This is a genomic window from Hyunsoonleella ulvae (assembly GCF_016827605.1).
GTDB classification, from domain to species: domain Bacteria; phylum Bacteroidota; class Bacteroidia; order Flavobacteriales; family Flavobacteriaceae; genus Jejuia; species Jejuia ulvae.
The window spans coordinates 612721-637565 of record NZ_JAEPJQ010000002.1 but is presented as its reverse complement, the minus strand read 5'-3'; the positions used below and the strand labels follow the sequence as shown (position 1 = coordinate 637565).

Here is a 24845-nt window from a genome sequence, read left to right as displayed (position 1 = left end):
GTATGGGAAAGCATGTAATTATTATTGGAGGTGGAATTATTGGATTGTGCTCAGCCTATTACCTTCTACAAGAGGGATATCAAGTAACGGTTATTGACAAATCCAATATGGATTCTGGGGCGTCTCATATCAACGCCGGTTATATAGCGCCAAGTCATTTTATTTCATTAGCTGCCCCAGGTATGATTTCAAAAGGATTAAAATGGATGTTTAACCCTAAAAGTCCGCTCTACATAAAACCAAGATTAGATTCAGAATTCTTAAAATGGGCTTGGGCATTTAAAAAATCGGCAACACCTTCAAAAGTAGAAAAATCCATAAAGCCCATATTGGATATTAATTTACTTAGTAGAGATTTATATGAAAGTTTAAAACACTCAAAAGACTTTAATTTTCATTATGAAAAGAAAGGACTTTTAATGTGTTATAAGACCGATAAGTTGGGCGAAGAAGAATGGGAAGTTGGTAAACGGGGTATAAGTGAAGGTCTACAAGTTGAGCATTTATCGGCATCAGAGGTTTCAAAATTAGAACCCAAAGCTAATTTAAATATAAAGGGTGCCGTGTATTATCACTCTGATGCCCACATGACCCCAAATAATTTCATGCAAGAGATGATGTCGTACCTAATAAATAGTGGCGTATCAATTTACAGGAATGAAGAGGTTATTGATGTAGAAATAAATAATCATAGCATTTCAAAAATTATAACTAATCAGCAGCGTTTAACTTGCGATGAGCTTGTTTTGGCAGCAGGAAGTTGGAGTCCAAAACTAAGTGAAAGATTAGGATTAAAAATGTTGCTTCAGGCAGGTAAAGGCTATAGCTTAAATATAAAACGTGATACTCACATTACCATCCCAGCTATTTTATGTGAAGCTAAAGTCGCCGTAACACCTATGGATGGTTTTACACGTTTTGCAGGCACCATGGAGCTAGCAGGCATAAACCATAGCGTAAACCCTGTACGTGTAAATGCAATAGCGGAAGCCAGTGCCTTATACTACAATCAGCTTAAGATTACTCCAGAAGAAAAAGCAGAAGCAAGATGTGGATTGCGTCCCTGTACACCAGATGGTTTGCCGTATATTGGTAAAACCTCAAAGCACAAAAACTTAACCATAGCTACAGGTCATGCCATGATGGGTTGGAGTTTAGGGCCGGCAACAGGTAGGTTAGTTTCAGAAATCATTTCAGACAAGAAAACAACATTACCACTTACTTGTTTTCATCCAGAGAGACAATTTTAAGTTAGTATTGTATTTATATGATTCCAAATTATATGTGGCACTTTCATGTCATTCAAACAGAAAATATTTAGCAGGAGAAAAGGTAGTGTTTTCGTATATGAATTTTTGTGACTAACATTAAATAGAAATATAAAATAGTATTGATTGTTTGCTACATTATGCATACATAATTCCTTATATAAAACAGCGATATGATAAACACTGTAGAATATTGGTTTTTTGTCTCAATTTAAGTGTTTTTGTACATGTTTACAGTAATTTATTTCATGTATTTGCTTCTAGGTTCTCATAAATTTACGTTCTAAACTAAATTATCAAGATATTATTATGAGAAAGAACCGTTTGTTGGGACTGGTATTCTTCAGTCTTACTATTGCGTTATTTTTATTTTTTAGAGGCGAATTTTTAAAAGAAGATGTAGGAGCATCAGATTTTGATTATGATGCTGATAATGAACATTACCTAGAAGAAACACCTGAGGAGATAGCTATAGAAATGGCTATGGACAAGGAGGCATTTCCAAAACCTTTTAATTTCCAAAATTTAGAAGGTAATGATTTGGATGCCTATAACTCTTGGTACACAGACATAGAAAAATCAGGTTTTACATTCAGTAGTCCTAAAGATTTTAATACATATTTCAAATCTGCAAAAACCAACATGTCTATGCCTCCACCAGAAAAGTACTACTACGCTAATAGTACACTTTCAGGACGATGGGATCAGAAATATTTACACATGACGTCCACTACGAATCCAGGTTATAATGAAGGGGGCTTTAGAACTGATGGATCGTTATATGATCCAATAAACGAAGAAATGTATGTGCTTTCATCCGCAGGACATATTTATAAAATAGATGAAGATGCTCCAGTAAAGTGGTCGCTCAGAAATCATTCTAAGAGCTTTTTGGGTGATGAATTTAATGGAGTTAATTTGCCAGACGGCTCTTTTAGATTACTGAATCAAAAAAGTAATGGTAGCATGGAATTTTCAGATGATGAGGGTAGAACATGGATGGATGCCAATGGAGCTTTTTTTGAAGGTGGTGCAAACTACACCACCGCGGTTACAAAAAATAATAGTAGTAAACGTATAGTGGCACATGGTGCGAGAAGAAATGCTGCAGATAGTAACGCTTGGTACGATTATGTTTATATATCCACAGATTATGGGTTAAACTATACAACATCCACACTGAATTTCAAGAGTAATGCATTTGATGTTGAGATACTTAAACCTCATGGAAGTAGAGATGTATACCTTTTAGCAAAACGCAATAGTGATTCTAAGTTGTATGTTTATAAAATGGGAGAAAATGACGCTGATTTTTCTCTAATCCATGAACCAACAACAACTGTTGATGCACTTGATTCTGTACAAGGAACTACCGTGTCAGGAAATACACATTTTTATATCAGTTATGGTAATACTACCATATTTTATTCAGGAGACGAAGGAGCAACATGGACACAAAGTGTTACCTCAAGTGATACTGGTAGAAATATTATTGAGGTGCACCCAACGCAACCTAATATAGTTTTTAAAGGATTTGTTGAATTATGGATTTCTACAGATTATGGTGTGAATTGGACGAGAAATCAACATGTTTTAAGTAATAATGATATTTATGTTTGGGATTTACAACATTTCAAAACTTTTGATAAAGAAGATGGTACATTTCTTACTATATCTGGATACGATTTCGGGACGTATTATTCAGGAGCACCAGAAGATTGGAATTCTTGGATAAGTGTAAGTAGGGGTAACCCAACCACTATGTGCTATGATGCTGAAACTAGCGAAAAGTATAATTTGGTTTACACAGGTAATCAAGACAGAGGGTCGCAAAGTTTTTCAGGAGATAATGACTATGATAAAACCATACCTATACCAGCAGCAAGAGAGGCTAACACTGATGTCTTAAGAGTGACAGTAGCTAATGGAGGCGAATCGGCTTGGTACTGGTATTATTTTGGAACTATAGGAAGAAGTGATGTTACAGATGGTGGTAATTTTAGAACAGTTACTAGAACAGATTTTTATGGGAATTGGTCAGCTACCAGTTTAGTGCCATCTCCTGTTGATAGTGAAGATGCTGTTTATATTCCTTGGGGGAATGCGCTACAAAAAATTATCTATAATGGTTCTGCTGTGGTTAGAGAAATTCATCCCTTTGAATTCAGTGGGCCTATTTCCAGTTTTGGTTATTCTAAATTAAACAAAAACCGATGGTATGTGAGTTTAAAATCTGGTCAATTACTGTACTCTACAGATGGAGGTAACTCATTTACAAATTCTAGTGTTTCAGGTGGTTCTTGGCCTCAGCAAGATGATTCACATAGAAAAAGAAGACAGGTTATAGCTACTAGTCCAATAGATGAAGCTACAGTTTATTATGCAGGTAAAGGTAATGAGTTTTTGATATCTGTAGATGGCGGACAAACATTTACGAGTCATAATAATGGATTAACTGTAGACCGAATTACAGAGCTAGATGCCTCTCCAAATGGTCAGTATATTTTTGCTTCTTGCGAATTTGATGGTGCATGGGTGTATTCAGTGCAACAAGACCAATGGTTTAAAATGGACGGTTTGGATGTGCCAGATGCGGTAGGGTACACGGATGTGCAATTTATAGAGTCTGAAAATGCAGTACGGTTTGCTACATATGGTAGTGGGGTTTTAGATTTTATTTTAGATCAGGATTTTTCAGAAATATTTGTAGCGGCTGATAATTTTACTATCGAAACTATCGATGAAACTTGCCAAGGAAAAAATGGACAAATACAAATTAGTACACAGTTTAGACACAACTATACTGTTACAATAGCTGGTATAGATTACACTTTTAACGATATATTAAATTTGCCAAATTTAGATCCGGGAACTTATGATATCTGTATTGGGATTACTGATACAACCTATGAATACTGTGTGAATCTTATGATAGAAGCTTCTGATTTGTTGACTGGAAAATTTATTTCAGGAAAAGAACAGGGCGTGGTAGCTGTTGAAATTGAATCTGGTACAGCACCATACAAGGTATTTGTGAATGATAAACAAATTTTAGAGACACACCAAACCTCATTTAGCGTAAATGCCGATGAAGGAGATGTTATAAGTGTTGAAGCTAAAGCAACATGTGAAGGTAAAATGACCAAAGTTATGGGAGGAAGCGCTGCATTAAAAGCTTTTCCTAATCCAGTAACAGATAAATTTGAGTTGCGTATTCCTGAAATTTCAAAAACAAATGTGAATTTAGAGCTATACTCCATTACCTCGGGTTTAATAGCTAAAAAACAATATCCGTTAGTTGGAGGTAAAGTAAGTGTGGATATGCAAGAACATCCTGCTGGAATTTATTTCATTAGGTTGGTAGACTCTAAGACGCCTCAAACATTAAAAATTGTAAAGCAGTAAAAAGAAAATTATGAAAAATATTATATATAAATTAGTATTAGTTGCATTCATATTTACTTCCTGTTCATCAGGTGGAGATGATTCAGATGGAGGTTCTGAAACACAAGACTCTAAACCAACCACCCCTGCATTGGTTTTTCCCTCTCAAAATCAGTTATGTACTACAAATACGTTGAATTTTGAGTGGCAAGCTTCCACTAATGCGGATGGAAGTTCAGTGATATATATATTAGAAATAGCTAGAGATAATCAGTTTACAGATAAGGTGGTTGATGAGGTGCTTACTGGTTTGTCAAAAATTGTGACTTTAGAAAAAGGTTTAGCCTACTATTGGAGGGTTAAAGCCAGAAGTACAAGAAGTGTTGAGAGTGATTATTCGCCTATGTCGCAATTTTATACGGAAGAAGTTCCTAATAGCAATCATTTGCCATTTGCACCAAGTTTGGTAAATCCATTCCTGGGACAAATATTAGAAAATGGGACAACAAACATTGCACTTGAGTGGACAGGAGCAGATGCTGATAACGATCCGCTCACTTTTGATGTATATTTTGGAAAAGATAAAGATGCGCTAACTATGGTGGCCGAGAATACAGATACAACTACTTATGAAGCCAATTTAGATACCGCAGATACAACCTATTATTGGAAGGTAGTGGTAAAAGATGATAAAGGAGCTACAGTTACTGGACCACTTTGGTACTTTAAGCTCTAATGCCAGAGATTAAATAAATTACTATGAAAATAAAAAGATTGATTTTTAGCTGTTCGTTTATAACTGTTACGTTACTATTGTCATGTTCTGAGGATAATAAAACCTCTCCAGAAGATGAGCAGTTTAATGATGGGGATAACCCAGCTGCAGTGGCTAAACCACTTTTAAATTCGGTAAATACCAGTGGATGGACCTTAATGTTTGAAGATAACTTTGATAAGTTTGAATCTACAAAATGGACTAAGAATAACTCAACAAGAAGCAGGAATGCTAGACCAGGCATAGGTGTAAACCAATGGTTTTGGAAGCCAGAAAATGTAAGCTATAGAAATGGTAATTTGGTGCTTAAAAGTGAGAAAGTTGGTAATGATGCCATGAATTGTGGTGGTGTTTATACTTATCAAAAATTTGAATTTACTTATGGTTATATAGAAGCTAAAATAAAAATTGCTGAGACTATGTTTGGTACCCATACAGCGCTATGGCTTCAAGGAGAAAACATGAGTAACATAGACGGTACAGGAAATGACGGTGCGGAAATTGACGTTTTCGAGTCCGCTTGGGTTGAAGATTTTACTAAAAGCGTGGTACATATAGATGGTTATGGATCATCTCATAGAGCCAATACAAGAAGGTGGGACGCTCCAGATATACATGATGGTTATCATGTTTACGGATTGTTGTGGAAAGAAAATAATTTGGAAGTTTATTACGATGGTAAGTTCATGACTAGGTATCAAGGTATTTGGGTGCCAGAAGTTAATGAGTTTTTATGGTTATCAACAGGAGCGAGCTTTGGAGGGACAGCTAATTTCACGTCAAGAAATATTGGAGATTTCACTGAAGCTGAGGTGGACTATATTAGAGTTTGGCGTATGAAATAAACTGTCTTCTCTACAGAAAATATTTAGAGTTCATGATTTAGAAAAAGCTATCTAGTTATTTAGGTAGCTTTTTACATGTTTTATAATATATGTTTTGCGAGTATTAGTTATATGATGTTGTTAAATAGAGTGTTATGCGTATGTGAGATTAATCTTTCTTTTGCATTAAAAGAGTAATATTGTCTAGGTTTTCATAATTATTATCCATTTAAACACCATGTAGTTTGTCTAATTTTAGAGGATAATTAACAAGCTAAATATAATAACATTATGAAAAAAATTACATTATTAAGTTTACTCTTTTCTTTATTTACTTTTTATGGTTTTACGCAAACCATGGTGGATGACTTTGAATCTGGATCAGGAAATTTACTTAATGAAGGAGGAGGTATTACTTCAGCAGTGGTCACAAATCCTAACCAAACTGGATTAAATACAACAGCAAATTGTCTTGAATTTAGAAGAACGGGGGGGCAGTGGTGGATATTTAGAGGTATTGATGTGAATGATATAGCTATTTCCTCTTCCGATACTAAATATTTAAGTATGATGGTGCATTTTCCTGCTCAGGCAGATTTAGGACTTCGTTTTGATGCACCAGATGACGCTTCCAATGGAGTTGAAATAGTTAGAGCACTAAATTCATATACTAATTTCAATCAATGGCAGGAAATTATTTTTGAAATTAAGGATGACGATGATACAGCTACTTCTTTCACTTTAGGCACTTTGTTTAGATTATCGTTCCATCCAGATATGGGCTTTGAAAATGATCCTGCAGGTCAAATACTAGACAATACGAGCGCTTTTGGGTATATAGACCAAATTCAAATTTTAGATTCTAACCCTTTGTTGAGCAATGATCAATTCAATTTAGAAGAAAGTATATCAGTATTCCAAAATCCTTCTAAATCTAACTTTAGAATTGTTGCTAGAAATAATGTAAACATCACAGATGTAGTACTTTACGATATGTTAGGAAGTAGAGTGAAAAATATTTCTAAAATAGATAATGAGTATGACATGAGTAATTTATCATCTGGATTATACATAGTTAAAATCCTTGATGATAAAGGAGCCACTATAAGTAAAAAATTAGTGAAGCAGTAAAAAGCACACACTAACATTTAAGGAATTAATCAAGGAAAACTCCGTTTGTAATTTTCTAAAGTAGGAGTAGAGAGAGATTGATTAGTTTCTTTTGTAACCAATCATTATGAAAAGATAAGCCTTTGGGAGTTAATCCTAAGGGCTTTTTTTATGCTTCAAATATTATTTAGAGTATTATAAGAATCTATTTTTTAGATTTCCACAAAAACTAAACCTATAATTTTTTTATTAAATAATTATTGATATTCCAATTTGCGAAATCTTCAATAATTGCCACTCTACGTAAATTAATTAGTTTTTCAGATTAAAAAATACGTATTTATACTTAGTTTTGTTGTAAAATACGTAATTATGAAAAGCATCATTGTAGTAGGTAATGGTATGGTGGGATACAAATTTTGTGAGAAGTTTGTTGCCCAAGAAGAAAGTAAGAACTTCAAAATAACTGTTTTTGGAGAAGAACCAAGACCGGCTTACGATAGGGTACATCTCAGTGAATTTTTTGAAAATCAGGATGCTAAAGCTTTGGAAATGGCCCCTGCTGAATGGTATACAGGCAATAACGTAGACTTGATCACAGGAGAACGTGTTGCAGACATCAACCGTAAAGCAAAAACCATTACAACCGCTAAAGATAGGGAGTTTAGCTACGATTATTTAGTATTAGCTACAGGCTCTGTACCGTTTGTGCCGCCGATAAAAGGTGTTGAAAAAGAGGGGGTTTTTGTTTACCGAACTATTGAGGATCTAGAAGGTATGCTAGATTATGCTGCTAAAATAAAAGCAGAAAAGTCTAATGGAAAAGCAGCTGTACTTGGTGGAGGGTTACTAGGTTTAGAAGCAGGCAAGGCTGTTTTAGATATGGGATTAGAGCCTCATATTGTGGAGTTTGCCCCTAAATTAATGCCAAGACAGTTGGATTCTCGTAGCTCTCAGGTTTTAAAATTGAAACTGGAATCTATCGGTTTAAACATTCACTTGAGCAAAGCAACAAATCAGATATTGGGTAACGGATCGATAACAGGAATGGAGTTTGGAGAGGATGATAGGCTTGATGTGGATATGCTTATTATTTCTGCGGGAATACGTCCGCGTGATGAACTAGGGCGCGCTTGTGGATTGGAAGTTGGTGTTCGTGGTGGTATTATTGTGGACAATACAATGAAGACCTCAGATGATTCCATTTACGCCATTGGGGAAATCGCATTATACAACCAAATGATATATGGTTTGGTCGCTCCTGGTTACGATATGGCAGAAATAGCCGTAAAACAAATTATTGGAGAAGCTGAAACCAAAATGCCTGCTGATATTGACATGTCCACCAAATTAAAATTGATAGGGGTAGATGTAGCAAGTTTTGGAGAGCCGTTCATGCCAGCAGATAAAGGACACTCTATCATATTTGAAAATAAAACGCAGCATCTATACAAGCGTATTAATGTAAGTCACGATGGTAAAAAGCTACTAGGAGGTATTCTTGTTGGAGATGCGGCAGATTACAGTATGTTACATCAAATTTATCTCAATGGAATGGCCATACCAGAAGATCCAGCGCAATTAATTTTACCAGCAAGTGAAGGAGGTGCTCTTTTGGGGGATGTGATGGATTTACCAGACGAGGCGCAAGTGTGTTCCTGTGAAAGTGTTACTAAAGGTCAAATTTGTGGTGTTATAGAAAGCGGGGAAGCAACCGATTTAGGAGATGTAGTTAGCTGTACAAAAGCAGGTACAGGTTGTGGTGGTTGTAAGCCTATGGTAGCAGACTTGACGAATGCAACATTAAAGTCATTAGGTATCGAAGTTAAGGACTCTATTTGTGAGCATTTTGATTATAACAGACAAGACTTATACAAAATAATACAAGTAAAAGGCTATACTAAATTTAACGAAGTATTAGATAGTCATGGAAATGGCGGACATGGTTGTGAAATATGTAAGCCTGTTGTAGCTTCTCTTATGGCTTCAATTCATGCAGATACTGCTAATAAAGAATACGCAATACAGGATTCTAACGATAGGTTCTTGGCAAACATCCAACGTAATGGTACTTATTCAGTAGTACCTCGTGTTCCAGGGGGAGAAATTACTCCAGATAAATTAATTGCCCTAGGGGAAATAGCTAAGAAATACGATTTGTATACCAAAATTACGGGAGGTGTGCGTATCGATTTATTTGGAGCAACATTAAATCAATTACCATTAATTTGGAAAGAATTAATTAGTCATGGTTTTGAGAGTGGGCATGCTTATGGCAAATCATTAAGAACCGTAAAAACATGTGTAGGGTCAACTTGGTGTCGCTACGGTATGGATGAGAGTGTGAGTTTTGGTATAGAATTAGAAAATCGTTACCGAGGTATTAGAGCCCCTCACAAAATAAAAGGAGGTGTTTCTGGTTGCATAAGAGAATGTGCTGAAGCAAGAGGAAAAGACTTTGGTTTAATAGCTGTTGAAGGGGGCTGGAATTTATATGTAGGAGGAAATGGTGGAGCAAACCCAAGACATGCAGAGTTATTTGCAGAACAAATAGATAACGACACCGTAATTAAGTATTTGGATAGATACCTGATGTTCTACATGCGTACAGCAAAACCCTTGCAACGTACAGCTGCATGGCAAGAAAAGTTAGAAGGTGGATTAGAGTATCTTAAAGAGGTTATAATTGAGGATAAATTGGGAATAGCTGAAGACCTTGAAAAGGAAATGCAAACTTTGGTAAATAAGTTTGAATGTGAGTGGACCCAAGCAGTTAATGATCCAGAAATGATGAAACGTTTCAATCATTTTGTCAATAGTGAAGAGGAAGATGATAACTTGGTTTTCGTACCAATGAGAGACCAAAAAATGCCAGAACCTTGGGTGTAATAATCTAACAAAAAATTAAAAATCAATATGGAAGAAATTCTAGATAAATATAGCGCAACAAAAGTAGAAGATGTTACCGTTTGGTTTAAAGCAGCATCAACAGAAGATTTTCCTAAAGACGGAGGAGCTTGTGTAAAGTATAAGGACAAACAAATCGCAGTGTTTAATTTTGAACGATTAGGTAAGTGGTATGCATGTCAAAATCTATGTCCCCATAAAATGGAAATGGTATTGAGTAGAGGAATGATTGGGGATGACAAAGGCATCCCGAAAGTAGCATGTCCGTTACATAAAAAAACATTTTCTCTAGAAAATGGAGAAAACTTAAATGGAGATTTAGATGCCATAGCTACATACCCTGTAAAAATTGAAGCAGGATTTGTTTATGTAGGTTTCTCAGAATAGAATAGTTAGGTACCAAAGCATGCGGTAATAATATGTAGAACTGAAACTTAAAAGGTTATTAAATACTAAGACAAATTCCAAATGTTCTCCATGTTACCGCAAGGGCTTTGGTAATGGTTGTATTAGTTTAGTTAATTTCCTTTTTAAAAATCCCAAATATACTATTTAATTAGAAAAGTAATTATGTATATTGGCTGCATAGTGTTTAAACATACATAACTATATGAAGCCCACACGTTTTGAAACAGCTATCGCTCTTATTGATAAGGTGAATTCAGAAGACATAAATACATATCAAGTTGCTGGTATTGAATATCCTAAGGAGCTTTTGTATTCCCAAAGGATGACACGCAAGTTATTACAATTTAAACCAGATGCGTCTAAAGCATTGCAAATTGCAGCGCGAGCGCAACATATATGTAGATGGAAAATCCCGAGGGATGAATACCCGATGGATCGTGTTGGATATTTAAAATGGCGTGAAACACTTAAGAAAATGCATGCCGATTTAACGTCGGAGATACTAAAACAAGTGGGCTATGATGAGCAATTTGATAATAGAATTAGAAAAATAATTCTCAAAAAACTTATTAAAAAAAACGAAGAATCTCAAGCTCTAGAAGATACCATTTGCTTGGTGTTTTTAGATTATTACTTTGAGGAATTTGCGGAGAAACACCCAGATGAAAAGGTTATAGATATTCTCAAAAAGACCTGGGTTAAAATGTCAGAAGAAGGACAGCAAGAAGCTTTAAAACTAAACTTTTCGGAAAAAGGGTTAGCCTTAGTTAAACAAGCAATAGCATAAACTTTAAGTTATAATATGGCAAAAAGCGGTAATTCATTAGACCAAAGGACTTTTGATAAACTACGCCGTTTGTACATTATTGGCTTTAGCACCATAGCGCTTTCTGTTATTATTAGCCAGATATTGGTACGTACACATTTAAGGGGTCAAGAAAGTGACTCTAGGGTTATTAATATAGCTGGGAGACAGCGTATGTTAAGCCAAAAACTAGCCAAAGATGCAGTTTCACTACTAAATATCAAGAGGCGAGAAGATGGTTTTATTATCAAAGAAGATTTAAAAGAAACATTGGCGCTTTGGGAGTTATCACATCATGCTTTACAGCAAGGTAACGACAGTCTAGGTTTGCCTAGGCAAAATAGTCAAGTAATTGCTCAAAAATTTAGAGTTTTAAATCCTGTTTTCGATTCCATAAGTAACGCCTCCAAATCTATTATAAGAAAAATTGAAAATGAACCCGCTCTTCCCTTAAACAGTTATGTTTTAGATATTAATAAAGTAAGAGCTTACGAAGGGGATTTTTTAGTGCAAATGGACGCCATCGTGAATCAGTACGATAAAGAAGCCGAAGAGAAAGTGGCTTGGCTAGGTAAGCTGGAGTTATTGCTAATGGGGCTAACGTTATTAATTCTCTTAGGTGAGTTTATTTATATTTTTTGGCCTGCAGCAAAATCTGTAAGATATACTTTGGCAGAACTGCTAAGGGCAGAGAAAAAAGCCAAAAAAATGGCTTTTGACGCAGAGGAATTAAATAAAGTAAAAGAGAAATACATACAAGAGTTAAGTGCCTTAACTAGGGCAATGGATAATACCCTACTATTTGCCAGAATTACGCCAAATGGACAGTTAATTCACATGGGTAATAAGTTTTCAAGACTATTTAAGTTTTCAAAATTTAACAATAGCGCATTGTTTTGGGACATTTTATCTGATGTAGAAAGTGAACGAGAGGGGATCCAGGGTATCATAACTAAGTTTAAGAAAACAGGTTGGCAAGGAGAAGTTAAAGCCACAACAAGTGCAGGAAACACTGTTTGGTTAGAAATGGCGGTAATACCTTACAGTCCCATAGAAGATAAGCCTGAGCTATTGATTATTGCATCAGAAATCACAGAACGTAAGGTGGCGCAATTAGAGATTGATAGACTTACTGAAAAGAGTTTTGAGGAAAAAATGAATCAGCAAAAAATCATTTCTAGTAAGATTATTGAAAATCAGGAAAAGGAACAAAACCGTATCGCTAAGGATGTGCATGATGGTATAGGGCAAATGCTAACAGGTTTGAAGTATAATTTAGAAAGTATAGATACTAAAGATGTAGAGAAAGCCACTGCTAAGATTGAACACCTAAAAGAACTGGCAGCCAATATTATTAAAGGAGTAAGAACGGCAACATTTAATTTAACACCACCAGAGTTAACGGACCATGGAATAGTACCTGCACTAACCAAATTAACACAAGAATTGGGGCGATTAACAGGAAAGGAAATAGTGCTTTTTAATAAAACCGATTTTAATCTAAGGCTAGATTCGCTTTCAGAAATCAATATCTATAGAATAACGCAAGAAGCAATTAATAATGCTATAAAATATGCAGAATCTACCCACATCATAGTCTCTTTATCTCATAGTAAAAGTATGTTGAGTGTTGTTATTGATGATAATGGTAAAGGTTTTGATCCAGATAAAGTAAAAAAGATAAAAACTGGGGATGGAGGTATGGGAATGACCTTTATGCAAGAGCGCATAAAGTACATAGATGGACGATTATTTTTAACTTCTGAAGCAGGTAAGGGAACTCGTGTTACTTTAAATATTCCTTTAAATGAAAGTAGGACTCTAGGGAAATAAAATTATAAGTTTAAGATGAAAAGAAAACTAATAAGTACAGGTTCAACATTTGAAGATGATATAGGATATTCTAGGGCGGTAGTACAAGATAATTGGGTTTTTGTATCAGGAACCACGGGTTATAATTATGACACCATGACGATTAGTGACGATATAGTCGAGCAAACAGAACAATGTTTAATCAATATAAAAAGTACCTTGGAGCAAGCAGGTGCTAGTTTGTCAGATATTGTTCGCGTTACGTATATTTTGCCAAATGCTTCAGACTTTGAAAGCTGTTGGCCAATACTTAAGAAATACCTAGGTAAAATCAAGCCCGCAGCTACTATGTTTTCAGCTGGATTAGCTGATAAAAACATGAAAATTGAAATTCAAGTTACGGCTTTAAAAGATTAAAATACGTAATATTACTTAAATTCTTATTTTTGTGATATAAACCTATTATATGGATAAAATTAATGTAGTACTTGCTGACGATCATGTTTTGGTTAGAGATGGGATTAGGGCATTGCTTGAAGATCAAACAGGAATAGAAGTTATTGATGAAGCTTCAAACGGAAAAGAAGCACTGGAGGTTATTAGCAAAAACAAACCGCATGTACTTATTGTTGATATTAGAATGCCAGAGAAGACTGGAATTGAGGTAGTTGGAGAGATTAACACATCAGGTATAGATGTGAAAACATTAGTGCTATCCATGCACGATTCCGAGGAATACGTAGTCCAGGCCATTCAGGCTGGTGCAGACGGTTATTTGTTAAAAGGCGCCAGTAAAGAAGAGTTTATAAAAGCATTAAATAAAGTTGCATCAGGAGGCAAGTATTTTACAGGTGATGTTTCTGCGATTATCATGAATAATTTCGTTAATGGCAATACCAACGTTGCTGTAACACCAAGAGCGCTACCAAAAGAAGACCCTTTTAATTTAACAAAGCGCGAAAAACAAATTTTAAGTTTGGTTTTAGAATTAAAGAACAACAAGGATATAGCCGAAGAACTTAAAATAAGTAAGCGTACTGCAGAGGTACACCGTTTTAACTTGATGAAAAAGTTAGAGGTGTCTAATTTAAAAGAATTAACGGATAAGGCTAAGGAATTTGGTTTAGTGTAGTCTGAAAATAATCAATTATTCAAACAACACGAAGATTATTCGGTAAACTTTATTGAAGAAAACCCTAAATATTTGGGAATATTCTTTTTACCAATTACCATACTTTAGTTGATTTACAATATTAAAAAAGTGAGACAATAGATTTCAATGATAGAAGCATTGTATCTAGGAATATTTTTATTAATGGTTGGGCCCTACTAGTAATGCCATCTATTTTTAGCGTTTTTTCATTATTCGATTGAGTATTTTATTAAAATTTCCCTCTTTTTTCTTTTGATTTTACAACATCCATAAAATCAATATCCTCAAATTATCAACTTCGCATAAATTAATGTATACTTGAAATTTAATATTAAAATTAAGTATTAATACGTAGATTTGTAAGTATGGTAATATACCTTTTCTGTTAAGTTAAAACTTTAATATTAGATACAGTTTTTTATCAAAAATTAAATTTAAAAGGTCTTTTTTACGTTATCCAGAATAATAAAGACAAGGTTTGCTTGAGAGAAATAAATTATAGTAATTAGTATAAAATGTTGGTTTGAAATGATAAAAAGCGAAGTAAAAACTACTTGTTCTTATTGCGGAGTTGGCTGTGGAATCATTGTTAAAAAAGATGCCAATAATCAAGTATTTGTAGAAGGCGACAAAGACCATCCTGTAAATAAGGGTATGTTGTGCTCTAAGGGTATGAACTTGCATTACGTGGCAAATGATACTTCCGATAGGATTTTATATCCTGAAATGCGTTGGAGCAGATCGCATCCAAGAGAGCGAGTGAGTTGGGATGATGCTCTAGACAGGGCAGCCAGCGTATTTAAATCAATAATAAAAAAGCATGGTCCAGATAGTGTTGGGTTTTACGTTTCTGGGCAGAGTTTAACCGAAGAATATTACATAGCAAATAAGCTAACTAAAGGCTTTCTGGGTACTAACAATATTGATACGAACTCAAGATTGTGCATGAGTTCAGCTGTGGTAGGTTACAAAAAAACCTTTGGAGAAGATAGCGTACCTATTTCGTACGCAGATATTGAATTGGCAGATACCTTCTTGATTACTGGAGCAAACCCAGCATGGTGCCACCCTATATTATTCAGGCGGTTAGAAAAACACAAAGAGGAAAATCCAGATGTAAAAATTATAGTTGTAGACCCTAGAAAAACAGATACAGCTAACTTTGCAGATTTACATTTACAACTATTGCCAGGAACTGATGTGGTATTGTATAATGCCATTGGAAGATGTTTATACAAGCGTGGTTTAATAGATGAAGATTTTATCAAAAATTACACAGAAGGCTTCCAAGATTATAAAGATTTAATCTTTAAAACATCACTTAAGCAAGCGTCAAAACTATGTGGTGTTTCAGAGAAAGACATACGAAAAGCAGCTGATATCATTGGGCTGTCTAAAGGGTTTATCAGTATGTGGGCCATGGGGCTAAACCAAAGTGTCGTGGGTACTGATAAAAATGTATCGTTATTAAATTTATCCCTGATTACAGGTCAAGTTGGAAAACCAGGAGCGGGGCCATTTTCGTTAACAGGACAGCCCAATGCTATGGGTGGACGAGAAGTAGGGGGAATGGCAAATCTTTTAGCAGTTCATAAAGATTTAATGAACGAAGAGCATCGTAGGGAAGTAGCTCAGTTTTGGGGTGTAGAACAAATTAATCCTAAACCAGGATTAACCGCAACCGAAATGTTCGATGCTTTGGAAAGTGGTAAAATGAAAGCGGTTTGGATTGCATGTACAAACCCTCTAGTAAGCTTACCAAATTTAAATCGTGTAGAAAAAGCCATGAAAAACGCAAAGTTTGTTGTGGTTCAAGATATATCTCATAAATCAGATACAGTTGCTTTTGGTGATTTAGTACTACCAGCAGCAGCATGGCTGGAGAAAGAAGGTACGATGACGAATTCTGAACGACGAATTTCCTACCTACCAAAAGAGATTGAAGCTCCAGGAGAAGCAAGGCCAGATGTAGAAATTTTCTGCGATTTCGCACAACGAATGGGCTTTAGAGGCTTTAACTTTAATAGTGCTAGTGAGATTTATGATGAGTACGCTTCCATGACAAAGGGTACAAATATTGATGTGTCTTACTTAAATTACGACAGGCTTAAAAACGAAGGTACGTTCCAGTGGCCAGTTCCAGAGCATAAACATCAAGGTACATCCAGACTGTTTGAAGATAAAAAATTTTACACACCATCTCAAAAAGCAAAGTTTAATGTGCCAAGTACCATAGAGAATACATCGGTATTGCCAAACGATGACTATCCATTAATTTTAACAACAGGACGTATCAGAGATCAATGGCATACCATGACTAAAACTGGTAAAGTGTCGCGTTTAAAAACGCATTACCCCAAGCCAGTATTGGAGGTTCACCCGGTAGATGCCTATTTATATAAAATCGAAGATGGAGATATCGCAGAAATAAAAAGCGAAAATGGAGAAGTAAGGGTGCGTGCTAAAGTTACCGATAACATAAAAAAAGGCGTGGTGTTCTTGCCAATGCACTGGGGAAAACAATTACAGAGTACCTTAAACCGTACGAATAATTTAACTAACACACACGTAGACCCAACATCCAAAGAGCCAGACTTTAAGTTTACGCGTGTAATAGTTTCAAAATATAAAAAGAAAGCCGAAAAAATTATCATAGCAGGTGCTGGAGCTGCTGCATTTCGTTTTGTTCAGAATTACAGGGAACAAAATGCAACTGACGAAATTCATGTGTTTTCAAAGGAACCTAACCTATTTTACAATAGGGTACTGTTGCCAGAGTATGTCACAGAGGAATTATCATGGGAACAGCTTCTAAAAATTAAAAAAGCAGAGTTAGAGAAACTTAATATAAACCTATACCCTGAAACCACAATTTCAAAGATAGATAAGGAAAATAAGGTAGTCACCGATAGTAAGGGGTTAGCGCATGCGTTTGATAAATTAATTTTAGCCACGGGAAGCCGGGCTTTTGTACCAAAAGATGTGCAGATAGATTTGCCAGGGCGATTTACCATGCGTAATAAAATTGATGCAGATAAGTTTAAAAAACACTTAGATGCCACAGGTTTGCCTCCAGAGGAACAACATGTGGTTATTGTGGGAGGTGGATTACTTGGTTTAGAGTTAGCAGCGGCCATGAAGCATAAAAATGCCAAAATAACCATTATACAACGTGCATCGCGTTTAATGGAGCGTCAGCTGGATAAAGTTTCTAGTAAGCTGTTAGCTTTGGATGTGCAAGAACGCGGCATTCAAATTTATTTTGATAATGAAGTAAGTACAGTGTTTGATGATGAAGATACAGGAGAACTAAACATTACTTTAAAAAGCGGAAAGTACATTACAGCCAATGCCATTGTGTACGCCATAGGTACAATTCCTAATGTAGATATTGCTAGGGCAAATGGAATAGAGTGTAGTAGGGGTGTTAAGGTAAACCAACATTTACAGTCGTCCCATTCAGATATTTTTGCCATAGGAGAGATTGCCGAATACAACAATCAATTGTTTGGTATTACATCAGCAGCAGAAGAACAAGCTAATATTTTAGCTAATTTTATAGCTGGAGACATTAGTAGTTCCTATAATGGTTCTGTATTAATGAATATCTTAAAATTCAATGATTTGAATTTATGTAGTATAGGTGATATTAGTGTGCCAGAGCATGATGATAGCTACGAAGAAATTATTTTCACAGACATCAAGAAGCGCTATTACAAAAAATGTATCGTAAAAGATGACCTTTTGGTAGGAGCAGTTTTAATGGGTGATAAAAACGAATTTGCCGAATTTAAAACCATGATTGAGAGTAAAATTGAAATGGCAGATAAGCGAAATACTCTGCTTAGGGGGGCATCCAATGATGCACCAATAATAGGAAAGCTTGTATGTTCATGTAGTCAGGTAGGGCAAGGAAATATAGAGGAAACCATAGCTAAAGGGTGTACAGATTTTACAGAGTTATGTAATAAAACCGGAGCAGGTATAGGCTGTGGAAGTTGTAAAACAGAAGTTAGGGAAATACTTCAAAATTCAAAAGTATTAGCATAATGGAACCGTACAGATTAATGATTAATGGTGGAGTATTATCGCCAGGGGAATTAAAGTATATATGTGAAGCGGCTGAAGGTTTAGGTTTGGATGCCATATCCTTTGGGTCTCGACAAGACATCATTTTTCCAGAGCAAATTGATGAAAGTAAGTTTAGTCAATTTGATAAAATAAAATTTGTAAAACCTAAGCGAGACGGTGTGGAAAACATAGCGTCTTCCTATGTGTCTTCAGAAATTTTACCAAGTACCTCATGGTTAACAAGCGATCGTTACCTGTATGTTTTAGAACAGTTTAAGCACGATCCAAAACTCAGGATTAATGTTATAGATCCCAAGCAACGTTTAGTACCATTATTTACGGGTAATGTAAATTTTATAGCTTCAGAGCATGAGGATTATTGGTATCTATACTTACGATTGCCAGGTTGGGAAAAAACCAAAATGTATCCAGCTTTGATTTATAGTTGGGATATGGATAAGGTAGAACTAGCTGTAGAGAATATTTTAATTGAAGAGCCCGAAACTGTAGATATGGTTTTTGATTTGGTAAATGATGCCGTAGAAACCAATAATAGAACCGTAGATAAACCTTTAGAAGTGCCTTTTTACCCTTTCCCGTATTATGAAGGGATGAACCGTATTGGTCCAGATCGCTACTGGTTAGGGCTATATTGGAGAAACAATCGTTACGACTTACCATTTTTAAAAGCCATGTGCGATTTGTGTTCAGAAAATAAAATAGGAAAAATATCCATCACACCTTGGAAATCATTTATAGTTAAAGGTATCCCACTACACTCCAAATTGAAATGGGAAAAGTTTTTAGGTAAATATGGGATTAATGTTCGTCATTCTATGCTTGAAATGAATTGGCACCTTCCTGTGAATGATAAAGAAGCGCTAAATTTAAAAAAGTACTTAGTAACAAATTTTGACCAAAATGATATAAGTACTTACGGACTTACTTTTGGAATTACCAGTTACGATAGTGATACCTACAACTTTACATCAATTGTTGTAGAGAAGAACAGGCAACCAGAAGTAGAAAGAGGCTTTAAAATACGAGATACCTACAACCTACTGTATGCGAAAAATTTTGATCCAAATACACGCGAATACATTGTACATGTTCAGGATGTGGATAAGGTAGAGTTACCAGGCTTGTTAATGGAGTTAAGTAAATTGTATTTTGAACGTTTAGGTGATGAAAATGAGGAAGGAACGCAACCAGAAGTATCAAAAGTAAGTAGGGAGGAAGAGGTGCACCAATGTTCAGAATGTTTAACAGTGTATAGTGATGCTTATGGAGATGTTACGCAAAATATTCCACCAAATACCCCATTTGAGAAATTACCAGACACCTATAGATGTTCACTATGTGAGTCACCAAAACAGAGTTTTGTGAAGAAAACATTGCAACTTGTAAATAATACTTAGCTGTTTAATCGAAAAGAATTCCCCGTATGCTTGCATCGGGGTTTCCGTTGAAATTGTCATTCCCGTGAAAACGGGAATCTAAAATACAGAATTTCGATTTTTGGCCTAAAGCCAAAATGAAACCAGTGAAATACTCCTGTGGCTTGCCCTAGGGATAGTAAGTTTCAAGAAATTCTTTATTAGGTGTAAAATAAAAGCACAGTGTTGCTTAGTTTGAATTATATGAATAACCAATTTTTAGTATTGTGATTAGTGGTAAAATAGAACAAAGAAAAGAAGGCGCATGTGATACATGCGAAAATCCAAACTGTCTCATAAACAACCACTACGAAGTATTGTTTAGTTCAAGTTTAGCGCAACAAAGTACTGTATTAAAATGTAAAAAAGGACAACAGTTTATTATGGAGGGAGCTCCTGTAAACGGTCTTTTCTTTCTAAAAAGTGGTACGGTAAAAGTATTTAGAACAGGAATTAATGGAAGAGAGCAAATAGTACGCTTTGCCAAACCATGCGAAATTATCGGTCATCGTGGTTTTGGTACACAAGAGTTCTATTCCATCGGAGCCATTGCACTGCAAGATGTAAAGTTGCACTATTTTTCAAAAGAACATTTGCAGGAAACCCTAATGGCTAATCCCAAGCTTACTTATGATATGATGATGTTTTATGCTAACGAACTTAATAGAAGTGAGAATAAAGTGAAATCTATTTCACAAATGACGGTTCGAGAGCGTGTTATCGATTCTTTGTTATACATTCACAGAAAGTTTGGAGAGTTAAACGGTTTTTTAAACTTACCACTTAGCCGCAGAGAATATGCTGATTATTCTGGTACTACTGAAGAGCAAGTTATTCGTGTATTCTCAGCTTTAAAGAAAGAAAAGTTAATTTCTGCCCAAGGTAAAAAGATAGGTATCAATAACATTCAAATGCTTAGAAAAGAAATAAGCGACCATAACTATTTCTTAGATAGTTAATTATACTTAGTTTTTACCCCTTTTTTTATTCAATTATTGATTTTCCTGCGTTTTATCAGTTTTTGTAATGTTGTAAAAGATGTTTTGCTACTGTAGTATTTCATAATTAGTTAGAGTTATACACTTTATTTTTGTTTACAGTAAGTATTAATACTTACTTTTTAAATAAACAGACTAACTTATTATAATTATGGAAGCAAAAACAGTAACATTAGTACAAGATTCTTTTGAAAAGGTAAAACCCATTGCGCCCCAAGCAGCTGAAATATTTTACACTAAACTGTTCGAGCTAGATCCAAATTTAAAACCATTATTTCCAAGTAGTGATGAAGCTATGAAAACCCAAGGGAATAAACTAATGTCTATGCTAGCAGCAGCAGTAGCAGGATTAAGTAATTTGGAGGCGTTAATACCTGTATTAAAAGATCTTGCTAAAAGACATGTGGATTATAAGGTAGAGGCTTTTCATTATGACACAGTGGGAGCTGCTTTACTAGGAACTCTGGAAGCTGGATTAGGAGACGATTTTACTCCAGAAGTTAAAACTGCTTGGACAGACGTTTATGGCGTAATGTCTAGTGTAATGATTGAAGCAGCATATTAATCAGCTCAAAAATTAATGGTGTGCCATAAGCGTAGCATTTAAAATGCTAGCCAACATGTTTCATGGCAAATTAAATCACACTCATATCTAACAATAAAAATTAACAGATGAAAATTACTAAATTATTATTCGTATCAGCTTTAGCATTAGTATTTTATTCTTGTGGAGGAGTACCTGAAGAAAAATCAGACCAAGCAGGAGAAGAAAAAGTATTTGCGGTAGAAGAGGTTTTAGAAATGGTAGCAAAAGAAAACGATGTTACAAGAACATTGTATACCAAAGCTATTGTTGGTAAAGGTAAAAAACAGGGAATGAAGTTTGATGAAGACTGGAGAAAGGATGATGTTGAAGCGGGACCTTTACCTGCATTGTTTTTAAGGGGGGTTGCAACAAGTATCAGAAAAGGTCCTGTGCCTTTAGGGTTGTATCTAGGGTCTGATTTCCCAGTAAATGCTGCTAATAAGTTTGAGGGTAAACAAGCGGAGTTGTTTGCTCAAATTAAAAAAGATCAAAAACCACAATTTTTCTATGATGAAGAGCAAAAACTGCACACAGCTATGTTTGCAGATTTAGCTAGTGCAGGGGCTTGTGTAACATGTCATAACAAGCATCCACAAACCACAAAGTCTGATTGGGAATTAGGAGATGTAATGGGGGCAACCACATGGCAATATCCAAAGGACTCCTTAACCTATAAGGAAACTGTAGCTGTGCTTAATTCTTATGCAAAAGGTACAGTGGATATCTACATGGAGTATTTAGATGAAATAGAAGCTTTTAAAGAAAGTGAAAAACCTGAAATAGGAGATAAATGGCCAGCAGAAGGGAAATACCTTCCAACACCAGAAGTGTTCCTAGACAGTGTGCGTAAACTGTCTTCTTATGAAACTATGAAACATCTGGTGGCTGCCAAATAATTTTGTTTAGTGTTAAGATTGCAATCTCGCTGGTATTTTTCCTTTTAATCCAGCGAGTTGCAATTGTTTATCATCAATTTTTCCTTTATGGTTCTAAATAATAATAAATTTACCATTGTTGGATTAGTACTATTATCAGCGTTTTTGCTTCAGTTTTTTTTAAAACTGGAATGGGGCTGGTTATATGCGCTACAAGAAGAAGAAATGTACAAGCGTTGGTCTGGACTGTTTTTGGCCATTTTTATTGTATTTCAATGGGTGTTGTCTTTAACCAGAACTGTAAAAAAGTGGAAAAAGTACGCCATGAAAATGCAAGCTATCCATAAGTGGGTAGGGGCATTAAGTCCTATTTTCTTTTATGTACACAGTATGGGTATGGGCTATGGTTATTTGCTGTTGCTATCTTACATCTTTTTCGCTAACACCTTATTGGGGTATTTCAATTTAGATGTAATGAAAAATAATAGTGATGCCCTGTTTAAAGGATGGATGATTACTCATGTAGCACTATCGTTGGTGGTATCTATAATGATGTTGTTTCATATTACAATGGTGTTTTATTATAAATAGAAAAGCTTATGAAATTATTGGTAAAAGACATCATAAAAGAAACTGATGATGCGATGAGTATTTGCTTTAAAAATGGAAACCTTTTTAAGAAATTGAAATATAAGCCAGGGCAGTTTTTAACCATTCATGTACCTATTGATGGTGTGATACAAAAACGAGCGTATTCCTTTAGTAGTAATCCTTATACTGATAAAGACTTAAAAATTACTGTAAAGCGTGTAGAGAAGGGGTTGGTGTCTAATTATGTACATGATAATCTTAAAATAGGTGATAAACTACAAGTGGATGATCCAGCTGGTACATTTTGTATAGAACCTAAAAACAACCATCAAAAACAGTATGTTTTATTTGCAGGAGGAAGTGGTGTAACACCTATGTTTTCTATAGTAAAGTCAGTATTAACAGAGGAGCCTAAATCTAAGATCCTGTTAATTTATGCCAACCAAACTATGGAATCTATCATATTCCATGAGGAAATAAAAGCTTTATCGGCCCAATACTCAGAGCAATTTAAGGTAGACCACATTGTTTCTGGAAACACAACTTATAAAGGCAATTACCATCCTGGATTAGCCACAAAATTGGTTGTAGATCGCATTTTTATAAAACACGGTATAACCTATCAAGATGATCATGTGTATATGATTTGTGGCCCGTTTGGTTATATGGAAAAGATAAAAGAAATCTTGGGGGAGAACGGTATTACCCGAGAAAAAATAAAGGTGGAGGTATTTAAAAGTCCAACGGTTAAGGTTACGGGTAAAAATCTTTTAGCAGATGTAACCCTAAAACATAAAGGAGAGGAATATAACTTCAAAGTTCGTGGGGATAAATCCATTTTAAATCAAGCGATGTCACACAATATTGTTATTCCGTATTCTTGCAGATCTGGAATGTGTTCTACTTGTAAAGGGAAATGTGTTGAAGGAGAAGTACAAATGACGGAAGGTCACATATTACCAGATGATGAGGTAGAAGGTGGTAGTATCCTAACCTGTGTAACCTATCCAGTAAGTGAAAAAGTAGTAATAGAAATATAGTTTAAAGTATGTTTAAAGTAAGTCCGTTACGAAAAAGGCAAGTTATAGGAGGCATTATAGGCTTAGTGCTAGGAGTTTCTTTGTTCTATATCTTCACGCTAGATGCTACCGAAGATTACGTCTCTATTGGTCCTATGAATACTGGACATGAACAGCTTAATTGCTTCGCATGTCATGCCGATGCTAAAGGCAATTTAATGCAGCAAGTACAATCTAATATGTCTCATGCTTTTGGAGCACGCGAAAGTAGTGTAGATTTTGGTACTCAAGACGTTACCGTAGATAATTGTTTACAATGTCACGATCGTCCTAACGATAGGCATCCTACGTATCGTTTCTCAGAACCACGATTTAAAGATGCTATAAAACACATCGATGCTACTACTTGTATTACCTGCCATACAGAGCATGAGGAAGAGCGTGTATCGGTAGCAAATATCAATTATTGTATGAACTGCCATCAGGATTTAGTGGTAGAAAACGATCCTCTGGATATTTCTCACGAAGCCCTGATAGCAAAAGAAGAATGGTTTACCTGTATACAATGTCACGATTTTCATGGCAATCACAGATACGAGGTACCAGAAAAACTAAGCGATACCATTCCAATGAAAGCCATACAAGCTTATTTTGATGGAGGAGAAGATCCTTATGGTACAGATAAAAAGTATATAGCCCTTTCCCAAGAAGAATGGCTTAAAACTCTAGAGGAATAGGTAACTACTATTTTTAGACGTTACTCACAAGTAGTTGAGCCTTCTCATTGGTAAATACTTCCTTATCATACTATCATTTCAGAAGG

The 24845-nt window shown here is 35.3% G+C and carries 19 protein-coding genes; all 19 read left to right on the top strand.

Annotated features, from left to right (window positions below):
• Positions 1-2 precede the first annotated feature (2 nt).
• The 19 genes from JS605_RS08205 (at position 3) to JS605_RS08115 (ending at position 24759) form a co-directional block, all read left to right on the top strand.
• Complete coding sequence (locus JS605_RS08205; protein WP_203257212.1) at positions 3-1250, top strand: NAD(P)/FAD-dependent oxidoreductase; 1248 nt, start codon at positions 3-5, stop codon at positions 1248-1250.
• 327 nt (positions 1251-1577) lie between these two features.
• A complete protein-coding gene (locus JS605_RS08200) occupies positions 1578-4673 on the top strand; it encodes a T9SS type A sorting domain-containing protein (protein ID WP_203257211.1) in 3096 nt (1031 codons plus the stop codon).
• A gap of 10 nt (positions 4674-4683) precedes the next feature.
• The gene (locus JS605_RS08195) at positions 4684-5388 is read left to right on the top strand and encodes a fibronectin type III domain-containing protein (RefSeq protein WP_203257210.1); all 705 of its coding nucleotides are present in this window, start codon (positions 4684-4686) and stop codon (positions 5386-5388) included.
• A gap of 23 nt (positions 5389-5411) precedes the next feature.
• Entirely contained in the window at positions 5412-6272 is an 861-nt protein-coding gene (locus JS605_RS08190; protein WP_203257209.1) for a glycoside hydrolase family 16 protein, read from the top strand.
• A 270-nt stretch (positions 6273-6542) separates the two neighbouring features.
• A complete protein-coding gene (locus tag JS605_RS08185) occupies positions 6543-7382 on the top strand; it encodes a T9SS type A sorting domain-containing protein (RefSeq protein WP_203257208.1) in 840 nt (279 codons plus the stop codon).
• 351 nt (positions 7383-7733) lie between these two features.
• Positions 7734-10250, top strand: coding sequence for a nitrite reductase large subunit NirB (nirB, locus tag JS605_RS08180; protein WP_203257207.1), 2517 nt, complete (start codon positions 7734-7736; stop codon positions 10248-10250).
• 27 nt (positions 10251-10277) lie between these two features.
• Positions 10278-10655, top strand: a complete 378-nt coding sequence (gene nirD / locus JS605_RS08175) for a nitrite reductase small subunit NirD (protein ID WP_203257206.1) — start codon at positions 10278-10280, stop codon at positions 10653-10655.
• Positions 10656-10878: 223 nt separating this feature from the next.
• Entirely contained in the window at positions 10879-11463 is a 585-nt protein-coding gene (locus tag JS605_RS08170) for a DUF4202 domain-containing protein (protein ID WP_203257205.1), read from the top strand.
• Positions 11464-11478: 15 nt separating this feature from the next.
• Complete coding sequence (locus tag JS605_RS08165; protein WP_203257204.1) at positions 11479-13314, top strand: ATP-binding protein; 1836 nt, start codon at positions 11479-11481, stop codon at positions 13312-13314.
• A gap of 15 nt (positions 13315-13329) precedes the next feature.
• Positions 13330-13710, top strand: a complete 381-nt coding sequence (locus JS605_RS08160; protein WP_203257203.1) for a RidA family protein — start codon at positions 13330-13332, stop codon at positions 13708-13710.
• 49 nt (positions 13711-13759) lie between these two features.
• Positions 13760-14425, top strand: coding sequence for a response regulator transcription factor (locus JS605_RS08155; protein ID WP_203257202.1), 666 nt, complete (start codon positions 13760-13762; stop codon positions 14423-14425).
• A 549-nt stretch (positions 14426-14974) separates the two neighbouring features.
• Positions 14975-18496, top strand: coding sequence for a nitrate reductase (locus JS605_RS08150; RefSeq protein WP_203257201.1), 3522 nt, complete (start codon positions 14975-14977; stop codon positions 18494-18496).
• Positions 18496-19935: a rubredoxin gene (locus JS605_RS08145; protein WP_203257200.1), complete on the top strand. Its 1440-nt coding sequence runs from the start codon at positions 18496-18498 to the stop codon at positions 19933-19935. The genes JS605_RS08150 and JS605_RS08145 overlap by 1 nt, the downstream gene beginning before the upstream one ends.
• 245 nt (positions 19936-20180) lie before the next feature.
• The gene (locus tag JS605_RS08140; RefSeq protein ID WP_317194137.1) at positions 20181-20912 is read left to right on the top strand and encodes a Crp/Fnr family transcriptional regulator; all 732 of its coding nucleotides are present in this window, start codon (positions 20181-20183) and stop codon (positions 20910-20912) included.
• 190 nt (positions 20913-21102) lie between these two features.
• Positions 21103-21516: a globin family protein gene (locus JS605_RS08135; RefSeq protein ID WP_203257199.1), complete on the top strand. Its 414-nt coding sequence runs from the start codon at positions 21103-21105 to the stop codon at positions 21514-21516.
• 107 nt (positions 21517-21623) lie between these two features.
• Positions 21624-22433 (top strand): c-type heme family protein, encoded by an 810-nt coding sequence (locus JS605_RS08130; protein WP_203257198.1) that lies wholly within the window; start codon positions 21624-21626, stop codon positions 22431-22433.
• A gap of 87 nt (positions 22434-22520) precedes the next feature.
• On the top strand, positions 22521-23003 hold the full coding sequence (locus JS605_RS08125; protein WP_203257197.1) for a hypothetical protein: 483 nt from the start codon (positions 22521-22523) through the stop codon (positions 23001-23003).
• Positions 23004-23011: 8 nt separating this feature from the next.
• On the top strand, positions 23012-24043 hold the full coding sequence (locus JS605_RS08120) for a ferredoxin--NADP reductase (protein ID WP_203257196.1): 1032 nt from the start codon (positions 23012-23014) through the stop codon (positions 24041-24043).
• Positions 24044-24051: 8 nt separating this feature from the next.
• Positions 24052-24759 (top strand): cytochrome c3 family protein, encoded by a 708-nt coding sequence (locus JS605_RS08115; RefSeq protein WP_203257195.1) that lies wholly within the window; start codon positions 24052-24054, stop codon positions 24757-24759.
• Positions 24760-24845: the final 86 nt, after the last annotated feature.